At 73.3% G+C, this 13617-nt stretch carries 9 protein-coding genes; all 9 read right to left on the reverse strand.

Going from position 1 to position 13617, the window contains the following annotated elements:
* Nucleotides 1-17: 17 nt before the first annotated feature.
* Nucleotides 18-1694, reverse strand: a complete 1677-nt coding sequence (locus ACGFZQ_RS02345; RefSeq protein ID WP_393838790.1) for an FHA domain-containing protein — start codon at nt 1692-1694, stop codon at nt 18-20.
* A gap of 66 nt (nt 1695-1760) precedes the next feature.
* Nucleotides 1761-3137: a VWA domain-containing protein gene (locus ACGFZQ_RS02350; RefSeq protein WP_393838791.1), complete on the reverse strand. Its 1377-nt coding sequence runs from the start codon at nt 3135-3137 to the stop codon at nt 1761-1763.
* A 157-nt stretch (nt 3138-3294) separates the two neighbouring features.
* Nucleotides 3295-4668, reverse strand: coding sequence for a PP2C family serine/threonine-protein phosphatase (locus tag ACGFZQ_RS02355; protein ID WP_393838792.1), 1374 nt, complete (start codon nt 4666-4668; stop codon nt 3295-3297).
* Between the two features lie 3 nt (nt 4669-4671).
* Nucleotides 4672-7239 (reverse strand): tetratricopeptide repeat protein, encoded by a 2568-nt coding sequence (locus ACGFZQ_RS02360; RefSeq protein ID WP_393838793.1) that lies wholly within the window; start codon nt 7237-7239, stop codon nt 4672-4674.
* A gap of 2 nt (nt 7240-7241) precedes the next feature.
* Nucleotides 7242-8570, reverse strand: a complete 1329-nt coding sequence (locus ACGFZQ_RS02365) for a hypothetical protein (protein WP_351735230.1) — start codon at nt 8568-8570, stop codon at nt 7242-7244.
* A 46-nt stretch (nt 8571-8616) separates the two neighbouring features.
* On the reverse strand, nt 8617-9654 hold the full coding sequence (locus ACGFZQ_RS02370) for a glutamate ABC transporter substrate-binding protein (protein WP_393838794.1): 1038 nt from the start codon (nt 9652-9654) through the stop codon (nt 8617-8619).
* A gap of 14 nt (nt 9655-9668) precedes the next feature.
* Nucleotides 9669-11081: a hypothetical protein gene (locus tag ACGFZQ_RS02375; RefSeq protein WP_393838795.1), complete on the reverse strand. Its 1413-nt coding sequence runs from the start codon at nt 11079-11081 to the stop codon at nt 9669-9671.
* 300 nt (nt 11082-11381) lie between these two features.
* Entirely contained in the window at nt 11382-12353 is a 972-nt protein-coding gene (locus tag ACGFZQ_RS02380; RefSeq protein ID WP_393838796.1) for an N-acetylglucosamine kinase, read from the reverse strand.
* Nucleotides 12344-13612: a 6-phospho-beta-glucosidase gene (locus ACGFZQ_RS02385; RefSeq protein ID WP_393838797.1), complete on the reverse strand. Its 1269-nt coding sequence runs from the start codon at nt 13610-13612 to the stop codon at nt 12344-12346. Before ACGFZQ_RS02385 ends, ACGFZQ_RS02380 begins: the two co-directional genes overlap by 10 nt.
* Nucleotides 13613-13617: the final 5 nt, after the last annotated feature.

Genomic DNA, 13617 nt, shown 5'->3' on the forward strand with positions numbered 1-13617 from the left:
GTACGGGGTGCCGCGGCTCAGCCGCGTCGCACCGTGATCGTCGTCCAGGCCCCTACGTGCACCCGGTCTCCGTCCTGCAACGGCACCGGGACGAACGGCTGGATGGGCTCCTCGCCGCCGTTCACCGTCGTGCCGTTCGTCGAGTTCTGGTCGACGACCGCCCAGCTGCCGTCCGGCTGCTGGACCAGGACCGCGTGCTGGTGCGAGACGCCCGGGTCCTCCGGCGGCACCGACAGGTCGATGTCGGGGGTGTCACCGGTGGAGTGCCGGCGGCGGCCGATGGTGACCTGGTTGCCGGCGAGTGTGCGCTGCTGCTCGGGGGAGTACGCGGGCAGGTTGAGGCCGGCCGCCTCCGGGCCCGAGCGCTGCATCATCGCCATGAAGTACTCGCGGTCCGGGCCGATCGTCGCCGTCCAGGTCGCCGGACCCTGCGGGGCCTGCGGGAAGCCGGGACCGGCCGGGGCGGCGGGCCCGCCGGGGCCGCCCGCCGGCGGGGAGATCACCCAGTCGTCGTCGGCGCCGCCGAAGGGCGGGCCGCCGGCCGGGGGCCTGCCGGTCTCCTGCGGGAAGCCGGGCGGCGCGGGCGGGGCCGACTGCTGGAAGGCGCCGGGAGCGCCTCCGGTGGTCCCGCCGGGACCGCCGGGCGGCGGCGGAACCGGCGGCCGGGACGGGTCCCCGCCGCCGAAGGGACCGGCGGCCGGGCCGCCGGAGGGGTCGCGGGTGAAGGGGCCGGAGGCCTGGCCGGGCCCGGGGGCACCGCCGAACGCGGAGGGGCCGCCGGCGTTCTGGCCCGGAGCGCCACCGAACGACGGGGGCGGAGCCGAAGGACCACGCTCCCCACCGAAGGGCGGCGGCCCGGACTGGCCACGCTCACCACCGAACCCCGAAGGTCCGGACTGACCGCGGTCACCGCCGAAGGCGGGCGGGCCGGACTGGCCGCGGTCGTTGCCGAAGGCCGGGGCTCCGGGCTGGCCGGGCTGGCCGCCGCGGTCGCCGTCGAACGCCGGGGGAGCGGGCGGGGCCGAGGGGTCGCCGCCGAACGCCGGAGGGCCGGACTGGCCGCGGTCGCCACCGAAGGCGGGCGGGCCGGACTGGCCGCGGTCGTTGCCGAAGGCCGGGGCTCCGGGGTGGCCGGGCTGGCCGCCGCCGAAGGCCGGAGGTGCCGGGGGGCCCGACGGGCCGCCGCCGCGTTCGTTCGCGAACGGGGTCGGGCCCGAGGGCTCGCTGCCGAAGGAGGGGATCGGCTCGGCCGGGCGGTTCATCTGGGAGGGCCGCGAGCCCTGGTACTCGTACGAGTCGGTGTTGCCGCCGTACGACGGCGGGGTGGGCGGCCGGAAGGTCGGCGCGGCCGGGCCGCCGCCCGCGGGCGGACGCGGGGCGGCCGGGGTGTACGAGGTGGCCGTGTTGGTCAGGAAGTTCCAGCGGCATTCCTCGCAGAACGGCGCGCCGCCCTCGCGGGGCGTACGGCACTGCGGGCACAGCTCCGGCTCGTGCCCGTTCGGCACGGCGGACAGATGCCGGCCACCGGCGGGGCCGCCGGCCGGGGCGCCGGGCACGGGTGGCGGGAAGCCGTAGCCGCCGGCGGTCGGCGGGGGCGGCGGGGGCGGCGGGGGCACGGCACCGGCCATGCGGTGACCGCACACCTCGCACCAGTCGTCGGAACCCGACTGGTGTCCGTTCGGGCAGGTCGGCATGTCGGTGGTTCCCTCTCTGTCAGGTTCGTCCTGAGCCTGTCTGGGTGTCCTGCGTGTGCTGCTAGGTCACTTCTTTACACGAACAGTCTTTGTGGACCGTGTTTCGAGAGTCATCTCGTCGGCCTCCGCAACCTTCGCCTTCAATCGCACAGTACCTGTCGCGGCGTCGACCACGTCCACCACCTTCGCAAGCAGTTTCGCAGTATCCGCGTTCCCGGAGTCGCTGGCGAGCTGAACGGCCCGGCCCAGTTTGGCTGTTGCTCCATCCATATCGCCCGCTTTGCGCAGATCCAGCCCTTGTTGGATGGCTTGTGCCAGTTCGGCCTGGCCGGTGTAGTGGGCGACTTGGGGGTTGATGGAGGTCGAGGCGACCATGTCGTCCGTCCACACCGCCCTGACCAGCCCCTGCGCACCCAGGTTCTGGACACTCCCTCCCCCACTCTCGGCTGCGCTCGAGCGGGAGGTGCCCCCAGGCTGCGGGACCACCAACGACACCCGGGCGGCGAGCATTTCCTGGCCGAGGCCGGCCGTCGGGACCTCCACGCAGACGTGGTAGTCCCGGGACTCGTCGCCCCAGGAGCCGGTCGGGTAGTCCCCGGCACGCGGTCCCGCCTCGGTGCGGCGGCCGGTCAACTCCTCGACGGTGGGCGCCACTTGCTTGACGAACTTGATCGTCGTGCCGACCGGGGTCCACAGCCGCAGCGCGACGTCCGCGACCTCCTTGCCCATCGCCGTCTCCATCATCTGCGTGAAGTCGGCGGCCAGGCCCGCGGGGTCGGCGACGATGTCGGCGGTGCCGAGCAGCGCGGAGGCTATCCCTGTGACTTCTTTCACTTCCCAGTCGGTGCCCACGCCGCGGGCGTCACAGGTGAACCGTCCGGCGCTGGAGTCCAGCGCGGCCTTGAGGTCCTCCGGCGACTCGTGCTCGTTGCGGCCGTCGGTCAGCAGGATGCCGTGCCGGATCGCGACGTCCGCCGAGGACAGCAGCCGGTCCGCGAGGCGCAGCCAGGTCCCGATCGCCGTACCGCCGCCCGCGCTCAGCCTGCGCAGCGCCTGCTTGGCCTGCTCCCGGGAGGTGCGGTCGGCCACCGCGAGCCGGCCGCCGCCCGGATAGACCTCCTTGGCGACGTGCGTGCCGCCGATCACCGCGAAGTGGGTGCCGTCGCGCAGGGTGTCGATCGCGGCCGCCGTGGCGTCCCGGGCGTTGCGCATCTTGGTCGGCGGGTAGTCCATCGAGCCCGAGCAGTCGACCATGATCGCCACCCCGGCGGCCGGCCCCTGCCCGGGTGCGTACGACGGCCCGGCCACGCTCCCGACGGTGCCACCGCCGGTCGAGGTCACCGTGACGATCGCGTTGACCTCGCGGCCGCCGTCCGGCAGGTACTCGTTCTGGTACACGTCCACCGAGAACTGCGGCACGTTCGACTTCGAGAAATTGGCCATGACTGCTCTGGTCCCCCTCCACCCCACGCGTGGTGGGTGCTGACGGTGTGCGGACCGGTCCCCTCCGGTCCGCCAGTGCTTCCCTGCGCTTCCCTGCGCTTCCCTGTGCTGCCCGTGCCCCGTTCCTGATTCCCCGTTTACGGCCGTTTTGCGGGGCTCAGGCGGATCCTGCCCCCTGCGGCGGCGCCGGGAACGGGAGCAGCGCCACTGTTACGTTGTCGTGGCCCCCGCCGTCCAGGGCGTGGCCGACCAGGACCCGGGCCGCGTGCAGCGGCCGTACGGCGGCGTCGGCGGGGACGACCTCGGACATCTCCTCGGCCGACTCCGCGTAGTTCCACAGGCCGTCCGTGCACACCACCACCACACCAGGCCGGTCCGGCTTGAAGGAAGCGGTGTGCGGCTCCAGTTCGTAGGCGTCGGCGCCGAGCCAGCCGGTGATCGCGTGCGCGCGCTCGTCGGCGTACGCCTCGGCCTCGCTCATCAGCCCCGCGGCCACCATCTGTGCCGCCCAGGAGTCGTCCTCGGTGAGCCGGGCCGACGGTGCGCCGCGGTCCACCGGCACCCAGTAGGCGCGGCTGTCGCCGACCCAGCCGACCACCAGCAGGCCCGCGGTGACGATCGAGGCGACGATCGTGCACGCCGGGGCGTTCTGGTGCGGGCTGTGCTCGCGGGCCGCCGGAGGCTCCTCGGCGAGCGCGTTGACGGCCTGGGAGGCGACGACGATCGCCTCGTGCATCGCCGCTTGCGGATGCGTGCCCTGCGGCAGCGCGGCCAGCAGCGCCTCGCTCGCGGCCCGGGAGGCGGCCAGGGAGGCCTCGTCGGGGCGGGTCGCCGAGGAGACGCCGTCGCAGACGACCGCGAGCATCGCCGGGGTGCCGTCGGGCAGCGCGGTACGGCCGACGGTGAACGCGTCCTCGTTGCGGTGGTGGCGCAGCCCGCGGTCGCTGACGGCGGCCACCGGGCCCACCTCCTGCTCCATGTGGTCGCGCTCGCGCGGCTGGGCGTGCCCGCAGTTCTCGCAGTAGCCGTCGCCGTCGACCCGGCCCGCCCGGCAGGCCACGCAGACCTTCGGCAGCTCGGTGGTCTCGGCGGACTCGGAGTTCTCGGAGTTCTCGGCGGTCCCGGCGTTCTCGGTGTTCTCGGCGGTCTCCGTGGCGGAGGCGGCCACCCGCGGGTCCGGCGCCTGGAGCGCGTAGTCGTCGGGCTCCGGCGGCCGGTCGAAACGCACCCCGGAGGCCGGCGACACCGGCGAGCCGTGCGGCGGTGAACCCGGCAGCGGCTTGCCGCCCGAGTCCGTGCCGGGCAGATCCGTCGGCAGATGCGGGGCCGACGGCGGGCCGGAGCTGTCCGGCTCGGGCGGTGGCCAGGCCACGCCGGAGGCGCCCATGGTGAGGGTCGGGTGGTCCTGCGGCTCGGCGGGCACGGCCGACAGGTCGTACCCGCACGCACCACAGAACAGGTCACCCGATTCGAGCGGCTCCGCGCAGCTCGGGCACTTCGCCGGTGCGGCCTGCTGAGGCATCTGCGACATCAACTACACCCACGTCCGGGGGCGGTAACGGTTGGCCCGTTCCACCAGGTCGATCCTCTCCTCACCGCCGGTCGCCAGTCTGGCCAGCGTGCGGTACGAGCGTTCCAGGCCGAAGCGGAGGCCCCGCTCGTCCAGACCGCTGCCGAGCAGCACCCGGCCACCGCCGTCGGCGGCGGGCTGGGCGTCCTGGCCTCCGGAGAGTATCCAGTCCAGCGCGCAGCCGAGGACTTCCGCCGACAACTGCTCGCGCCGTGCCGGATCCAGACCGTACGTGTCCAGCGCCTCGATCTGCCCGGCGGCGGCCGTCAGGTCGTCCAGGAACGGCGTGTCGCCGGGCGTCGCGGTCCGGTGCCGCAGCCGCGCCCGTACGGCCGCCACCCGGGCCGCCGTGTAGTGGATCGACGCCTCCGGCACCGACTCCAGCGTACGCACCGCACCGCGCCGTTCCCCGGCCGCCAGCTGCACCCGGGCCAGGCCGAAGGCGGAGCTCACGAAGCCCGGGTCGGTCGCCCACACCAGCCGGTAGTACTCGGCCGCGTTGTCCAGCTGCCCGAGCACCTCCGCGCACAGGCCGAGCGCCAGCTTGGGCGCGGTCTCGCCGGGGAAGGCGTCGTAGATCGCGTCGAAGGACAGCGCGGCGCCCTCGAAGTCGCCGGTGACCAGGGCGGCCACGCCCCGGTACCAGACCACCCGCCAGTCGTCGGGCTGCTCCTCCTCCAGCTCGCCGAGCGCGGCCAGGGCGGGTTCCCGGTCGCCGCTCTCCAGCCGGGCGCGGACCTGGCGCAGCCGGGTCTCCACGGTCTGCGCGGGCGCGGCGGCCAGCGCCCCGAGCAGCTCGCCCGGCGCCGAGGTCATCATCAGGCCCGCCAGGAACCCGGCGTTCGGGTCGCTCTGGTCGACCAGCGGGACCGGCAGGGCGAGTGCGGAGGCCGGGGTGGCGACGGGCCGGACCAGGGAGACCGGGGCGCCCCCGTCGGCTCCGTCGGCCCCGTCGGCACGACCGCCCGCCGGACGGCCGTCGCCGGCCTGTGCCGCCTCCACGCCCGATGGCTCCAGCGCGAGCGTTCTGGAGGCCACCGCCCGCCCGCCGAGCCGGGACACGTCGCCGGCCAGCTTCGGGAACAGCTCCGTGTCCGTGACCTTGACCTCGGGCCCGAACAGCGTCGACAGCGCGGGCCGGGCCTTGCCGGTCTGCACCGACACGACCTCGCGCAGCACGCCCGTCAGCTGCTCGGCCATCTCCTGCGCGGAGGCGAACCGGCGGGCCGGGTCGGGATCGGTGGCCCGGACCAGCAGCCGGTAGAACGACTCGTACTGCCGGAACACCTCGATGTTGTCCGGGTCGGGCAGCGAGTCCACGAAGACGGTCGTGTACCCCTGGAAGTCGAAGGTGAGGACCGCGAGGGTGCGGCCGACCGTGTAGAGGTCGGAGGCGACCGACGGGCCGACCTCGGCGACCTCCGGGGCCTGGTAGCCGACCGTGCCGTAGATCGCCGACTCGTCGTCGTCCATGCGGCGCACCGCGCCCATGTCGATCAGCTTGAGCTGGTCCTCGGTCTGGATGGCGTTGTCGACCTTGAAGTCGCAGTACAGCAGGTTGCGGCTGTGCAGATGGCCGAGGGCTTCGAGCGCCTCGATGCCGTAGGCGCAGGCCTGCTCCACCGGCAGCGGGTCCCGGCGGCCCTCCGGGGTACGCCGGTCGTTGGCGATCTCCTTGAGGGACTTGCCGCCGACGTACTCCATGACGATGTAGCCGTCGAGGGAGCCGGTGCGCTGGTCCAGATGCTCCACGAAGTTGTAGATCCGCACGATGTTGGCGTGCTCGATCTCCGCGAGGAACCGCCGCTCGGAGATCGCGGCGGCCATCGCGTCCTGGTCACCGGTGTCGAGCAGGCCCTTGAGCACCACCCAGCGGTCGGACACCGCCCGGTCCACGGCCAGGTAGATCCAGCCCAGGCCACCGTGTGCGATACAGCCCACGACCTCGTACTGGCCGTGCACGACGTCCCCGCCCTTCAGCTTCGGCACGAACGAGTACGGGTTGCCGCACTTGGTGCAGAACCCCTCCGTCCGGCCCGGCCGGTCACCCCGCCCCCGGCCCACCGGCGCCCCGCAGTCCGAGCGCGAGCAGAACCGCTTCCGCTCGGGCACCTCGGGATTCTCGAGGACCATCTCGCGCGGGTCCGGCTTCGGCACCTGCGGGACCGTGACCAGCCCCGCGCCCAGCCGGCTGCGCGCCGACCCGCTCGCCGACGAACCGGAACTGCGCACCGACACCGAACGGCCCGTCGACTTGCCCGACAGGGACCGTGAGAGCCGTCCGGAGACCGAGCGCCGCGACTTCGAGGACTGCGACGACGTACGCGAGCTGCGGCTGCTGGAGCGCGAACTCCCGCTGCTCGCGGAGGACCGGCCGCCGGCCGTGATCCCGGTGGGCGGCGAGCCGACCATGCCGCTCGCCGAGACGACCGGGGCCAGACCGCAGGTGTCGCAGTACAGCTCACCGCCGCCGACGTCCTCGTACATCCCCTCGCAGCCCGGCCGCTGGCACGCCTGTCCCGCCTGACTCATGGCTACTGCTCTCCCCTACGATCCTCGGGCCCGCTCTGCTGCGGCACCCGCGGCGCGGCCAGCGCCTCGGCCGCCGCCCGCTGATAGCGCAGCACTGCCTGCTCCGCGACCCGCAGGTCGCAGGGCGCGCTCCACAACATCCGCCGGGCCGCGTCGTACCGCTCGATCAGGAACGGATCCTCCGCCAGCCCGTGCCGGGCCACCTTCGCCTTGTACGCGTCCAGCCGGCCGCGCAGCTCCGCGCGTACCGCCAGCGGCGCGGTGACCGCCGTCAACGACTCACGCGCGCGCAGCAGTTCGTCCTCCGCCTTCTGCTCCAGGGACTCCAGGAGCGGCGACAGCCGGTGCCACTGGGCCGTTCTGCGGTACTCGGCGGCCGCCGCCAGCTGCTCCTGGAGCGCGGTCGGCGGGCCGCTGACCACCGGCACCTCGGTCGCCGCGATCTTCGCCAGCACCTCGCCGCGCGCGGTGCGCGCCTCGGCGAGGGTGCGGTCCGCACGGGACAGCACGTCCCGCAGCCTGATCAGCCGGGCCTCCGCGTCCTGCCGTACCGTCAGCACGGCGTCGATCTCCCGCCGCACCTCCTCCAGCGCCTGCGCCTCCCGGTCGTACACCGTGGTGTCCGGCCGGCCGCCGCCCGGCGCCGAACTCCCCTGCGCCGGAACCCAGAAGCCCAGCGGGTCCGAGACGACGTCCTCGCGCAGCTTCGTCAGTATGCGGGTGATCCGCTCCAGGTCGTCGCCCGCCGGGTGCTCGCCCGGACGCACCCCGACGGAGTGCGCCAGGTTGCGGGTGCGCTGCAGTTCAGCGGCGAGTAAATCGATCCGCGCGGGCAGCGCCGACCACACCGCGTCGGCGGTGACGACCATGTCCAGCGAGGTCGCGTACAGCTCGTTCATCCGGTCTACTAGGGTCACCAGGGAGAAGCGCTCGCTGAGCCGGCCGGCCGCCGACAGCAGCGTCGGCGCGTTCGCCGTCGCCGTGGCGCTGCCCGCCACCGTCACCGAGTCGCCGCGCAGCAGCTCGGTCAGCTCCACCAGGTCCTCCCGGCTGGACCAGCGGCGCCGCGCCCTGATCTCCCGGGCGCTGCGCAACGCGTCCGTGTAGGCGTCGAAGTACGCCCACAGCAGGGTGATCGACGCGTCGGCGGTCGTCCACCGCTCCCGGGTGGTCCCGGTCAGCTCGGCGCCTTCGAGGAGCCTGCGGCCCGCGTGGTCCTGCAGGGCGAGCAGCGAGGTCTCGATCGCCTCGTGCTCAGCGCCGAGCCGCGCCAGCGCACGGTCCACCTCGTCCCGGTCCATCACCGGCCCGGCGGGGTCCGTGACGCCCATCGATCACCTCTCGCTTGCTTGTCGGGGCTGGGCCGGCGGATGCGGGTCAGCTCTTGAGCAGGTACTGCTGCGGCGAGGGCGGTTTCGACGCCGTCGAGTCCCGACCAAGTGTCGCCGACAGCCAGGTGTTGTACGAGGCCTGCCAGCCGTCGGCCCGGTAGTCCACCAGGATCTGGTTGACCCGGCGCACCAGGTCCTTCGCCTTCTTGTTCATCGCCACGCCGTAGTACTCGGTGGTGAACGTGGGGCCCTTCAGCGCGACGGTCGGGTCCTGGGCAGCCTGGCTGGCGGCCAGCGCACCGTCGGTGATCACCGCGTCGACCTCGCCGAGCTGCAGCCGCACCAGACAGTCGAGCTGGTTGGGGACGCGGGTGATCTCGACCGAGGAGGGCAGCTTGCCGGACCCCTTGTCGGCGGTCACCCTGTCGTCCGCCGTCGAACCGTCGGCCGTGCACACCCTCTTGTTGGCGAGCGTCGCGTCGTACCCCTTGACCGGCGACGACTTGGGCGCCAGCACCTGCTGACCGGTCTTGAAGTACGGCGCGGAGAACGCGACCTCCTTCAGCCGGTCGCAGTTGATGGTCATCGTGCGCACCACCATGTCGACGGTGCCCTTCTGGAGCGCCACTGTCCGCTGGCTGGTCGGAATCGCCTTGAACGTCACGGCGTCGGGGTCGCCGAGGATGTCCTGGGCGATCCTGTGCACCAGGTCGATGTCGAAGCCCTCCAGGTCCGCGTCCGAGTTGTTCGGGTTGCGGTAGCCCCAGCGGTAGCTGTTCTGGTCGATGCCGACGATCAACTTCCGTTTGCCGGGCCGCGCCTTGATGGCGTCGATCGTCGCACCGTCCGCGCCCGACGGCTCCCAGGTCTCGTTCTGTGCCTCGGAGTTCTTGCAGTCGTCGGCCTTCGCCTGGCTGCCGGTCGCCACGCCCTGGCCGCCGAGCCCGGCCTCGCCGCCGTCCTCGCCACGTGACTGGGTGAGGGGCAGCAGCAGGACGAACGCCAGCGCCAGAACGCAGCCGACGGCCATCGCGCCCACCCCGCCCCAGCCGCGCAGGGAGGCCCTCATCCTCCGCACGAACATGGCCACGCCCCCTCTCACCGGTACTCCGAAAGCCTGCGTCCGATGCCGAACAGCGCGCCCGCCGCGGCTGCGACCCCCAGCATGGCAGCGCCGATCGGCAGCCCCGACATCGCGTCCAGCCCGTCGGCGGCCCGTTCCTCGAACTCGTGATCCTCGTGCACCAACGCGGTCTTCAGGTTGTTGTCGACGCTGACGAAACACTCGGCGGTCGCGCCGTCCGTGCCGATCACCTTGTCCAGCGCCGCCTGGTAGTCGCCGTTCTCGTCCGCGTCACGGGCGGCGGTGTGCCGCTTCTTCCACACCTCCATGTTCCCCTCGGCCGCCACGACAGGCTTGCTGCCGGCCGAATCGTCCGCGAGTTCCGCGGCCTGGGCGAGGCCCTTGCCGAGGGCGGCCATGTCCGTGTCGAAGTGGTAGTAGTACGTGTCGTACGACTTCTTGTCGACCGTGATGGTCTCGGCGCCGCGCGCCACCAGGCTCAGGTTCTCGTTCCCGCGCGCCTTCAGGGAGGCGATCTGGGCGTTGTGCAGCACGTTCAGCGAGCGGACGCCGTGGTCGTAGGAGCCGTTCAGGCCGACACGGGCGACGGTGTGGCCGACGACCAGCCACAGCAGGGTGACGACGGTGGCGGCCGAGGCCGCGACCAGGCCGTGGTTCAGCACGCGGTTGGTACGGCGGTAGTGGCGCAGCTGGGCCCAGCCGAGCGCGGCGAGTGCGAGGAGGCCGAGGACTATGGCCGCCCACGGGTACGGGGTCGCGTCCGAGTAGTCGGACGCCAGCCGCGCGTTCTCCTTCTCGTAGAGAGCCTGGGCCGCCGGGAGCATCTCGTCCTGCATCTTGTCGTTCGCGTACCGCAGGTAGGCGCCGCCGACCGGGTAGCCCTGCCGGTTGTAGACCCTGGCCCGCTCGACGAGCCCCTTGTACTCCGGGAGCAGCTTGTTCAGCTTCGCCACGGCCACCTCGGCGGGCGAGCCGGGTTCGGAGTTGGCGGCGGCGGTGACCAGTCCGGCGGCGGCCGTCCGGATGTCCTTCTCGTAGGTCTCGCGGGAGGCGGCCGTCTCCTGACCGCCCGCCAGGAACCCGCTGGAGGCCGCGGTGTTGGCGTCCGCCAGGGAGCGGTAGATCTCGGCCGCGCTGGAGCTGAGCGGCTGGCTGCGGTGCAGCACGTCGTCGGCGGCGGCCGCGCGGTCGGTCATCTGCCAGGCGGTGACGGCACCGAAGGCGACGATCAGGGCGGCCAGGACCGCGCCGATGAGCCGGAGCCGGCCGGGCTCGGTGGTGACGGCGGCGCGCACCTGCTCGACGCCCTCCGCGAACGCGCTGCGCCGCGGGGGCGTTGCCGCGGGCGCGGGGGAGCCGGCCCGCTGTGCGGGCAGGACGGTATCCGCGCCTGGCGGTGCCGCGCTCTTCGTCGGCGGGTGTGTCACTTGACCTCCCCCATGGTCATCCGGTCGCCGCCCAGTATCGCTGCCCGGACTGACATTCGGCACCGGCAGTCGCTGGATCTTGATCCGATCGCAGCGGAACCCCTGCCCATGAATACGCCGGGGGAATCGGTTCGGTTCCGGAGGGGTGAATCAGTGGTGTTCGGGGCGCGGGCCGGCGGGGGCTGGTCGCGCCCACGCGGCGGCAGCCGAACATCAAATACAGCCCCGCGCCCCTGAAGGGGCGCGGGCGGCACCCTGCAAGCGCCGGTGAGCGACCCCACGCCCCGCCCCAGCCCACCGTCACCCCTCGAAATACGCCCGCACCCTCCCCTGCACGTCCGATCCCGCCCCCACCGCATCCAGCCCCAGCAGCGCCGCCCCCAGTACCGGACGCGCCGTCACCACCCTCGGTACCGCCTTGGGCGCACGCGCCGCCAGCAGTTCCCGTACACCGTCGTCCAGTTGCGGGTGACCGCCCGCCAGCACCCCGCCCCCCAGCAGCACCGGCGTCTCCTCGTCCAGCAGCTCCAGGCGGGTCAGCGCGACCACGGCCATGGCCACCACCTCCTGCGCCAGCCGGTCCACGACCGCCTGGGCCACCGGGTCGCCGTCGGCCGCCGTGGCGAACAGCACCGGCGTCAACTCGTGCCGACGGGCGGGCTCGACCTTCTCCCGGTGCAGGGCCTCGATCAGCGCGAGCATGCTGCCGTACCCGAAGTGCGCCGGGAGCGTGCGGGCCAGGGCCGTGTGCTCCCCGCGGCCGTCCTCCGCGCGTGCCGCGTGCCACAGGGCCTCCTCCGCCAGCCCCCAGCCGCCGCCCCAGTCACCGGAGACGCGGCCGAGGGCGGGGAAGCGGGCGGTACGGCCGTCGGGGCGCATGCCGACGCAGTTGATGCCGGCGCCGCACACGACGGCGACCCCGCGCGGCTCGGTGACACCGGCCCGGAAGATCGCGAAGGTGTCGTTGCGGACCGCCACCGCCGCCCCCCACGCGCGCATGGCCAGCGCGGCGGCCAACTGCTCCTCCTCGAACGGGAAGTCGGCGTTGGCGAGGCACGCGGAGACATGGGCGACCGAGGTGACGCCGGCGGCGGTGTACGCCTCGGCGACCGCCGCCGCCACCTCGTCCACGGCCTGCTCCACGCCCACCACCGGCGGCCGGAAGCCGCCGCCGCGGGCCGTGGCGAGGACCTCGCCGTCCGCCGCCACCACCGCGACGTCGGTCTTGCTGTTGCCCGCGTCGATGGCGAGGACGGTTGCGGTCAGGCCCACGCGAGGTGCTCCCGGTTGTGCGCGATCAGTCGGTCGGTGAGGGCTTCGGCGTACTCGTACTGGCCGACGAGGGGGTGCGAGAGGAGGGCCTTGTAGACACGGTCGCGGCCGCCGCGCAGCGCCGCCTCCAGGGCCAGTTCCTCATACGCCGTCACGTTCGCCACCAGGCCGGCGAAGAGCGGGTCGACGTCCGGGACGGACAGCGGCACGGGCCCGCCCGCGCCGACCGCCGCCTGGACCTCGATCACCGCGTCGTCGGGGAGGAAGGGGAGCGTGCCGCCGTTGTAGGTGTTCACCACCTGGTAGGGGTTGCCGGCGCCGCCCAGCAGCGCCGCCGCCAGGTCCACCGCCGCCTCCGAGTAGTACGCGCCGCCCCGCTTGGCGAGCAACTCGGGCTTCTCGTCGAGCGCCGGGTCGCCGTACATCTCCAGCAACCGCTTCTCCATCGCGGCCACTTCGGAGGCCCGGGACGGCTTGGTGCGCAGCTCCCGTACGACCGCGTCGTGCGCGTAGTAGTAGCGCAGGTAGTAGGAGGGGATCACGCCGCCCAGGCGGTCGAGGAGGGCCGTCGGCAGCTTCAGGTCCGCGGCGATGGTGTCGCCGTGTTCCCCGAGCAGCTTGGGCAGCACGTTCTCGCCCTCGGGGCCGCCGAGGCGGACCGCCGTCTCCCAGGTGAGGTGGTTGAGGCCGAGGTGGTCCAGGTGGACCTCGGACGGCGTGACACCGAGCAGGTGCGCGAACTTCCGCTGGAAGCCGATCGCCACGTTGCACAGCCCGACCGCCCGGTGCCCGGCCTGGAGCAGGGCGCGGGTGACGATCCCCACCGGGTTGGTGAAGTCGATGATCCAGGCGTCCGGGTTGGCCCGGCGGACACGTTCGGCGATGTCCAGCACGACGGGGACGGTCCGCAGGGCCTTGGCGAGCCCGCCGGCGCCGGTCGTCTCCTGGCCGATGCAGCCGCACTCCAGCGGCCACGTCTCGTCCTGCTGCCGGGCCGCCTGGCCGCCGACGCGCAGCTGGAGCAGCACCGCGTCGGCGCCCTCGACACCGGCGTCCAGGTCGGAGGTGGTGACGATACGGCCGTTGTGGCCCTGCTTGGCGAAGATACGGCGGGCCAGTCCGCCCACCAGTTCCAGGCGTTCGGCGGCCGGGTCCACCAGGACCAGTTCCTCGATGGGCAGGGTGTCCCTGAGCCGCGCGAAGCCGTCGATGAGTTCGGGGGTGTAGGTCGAGCCTCCGCCGACCACAGTGAGTTTCATACTTG

It is taken from the genome of Streptomyces sp. NPDC048254 (assembly GCF_043201895.1).
Taxonomy (GTDB): Bacteria; Actinomycetota; Actinomycetes; order Streptomycetales; family Streptomycetaceae; genus Streptomyces.

Coding starts and splice junctions, on each gene's coding strand:
- ACGFZQ_RS02345 (WP_393838790.1), bottom strand. CDS start 1,694: ATGCCGACCTGCCCGAACGGACACCAGTCGGGTTCCGACGACTGGTGC.
- ACGFZQ_RS02350 (WP_393838791.1), bottom strand. CDS start 3,137: ATGGCCAATTTCTCGAAGTCGAACGTGCCGCAGTTCTCGGTGGACGTG.
- ACGFZQ_RS02355 (WP_393838792.1), bottom strand. CDS start 4,668: ATGTCGCAGATGCCTCAGCAGGCCGCACCGGCGAAGTGCCCGAGCTGC.
- ACGFZQ_RS02360 (WP_393838793.1), bottom strand. CDS start 7,239: ATGAGTCAGGCGGGACAGGCGTGCCAGCGGCCGGGCTGCGAGGGGATG.
- ACGFZQ_RS02365 (WP_351735230.1), bottom strand. CDS start 8,570: ATGGGCGTCACGGACCCCGCCGGGCCGGTGATGGACCGGGACGAGGTG.
- ACGFZQ_RS02370 (WP_393838794.1), bottom strand. CDS start 9,654: ATGTTCGTGCGGAGGATGAGGGCCTCCCTGCGCGGCTGGGGCGGGGTG.
- ACGFZQ_RS02385 (WP_393838797.1), bottom strand. CDS start 13,612: ATGAAACTCACTGTGGTCGGCGGAGGCTCGACCTACACCCCCGAACTC.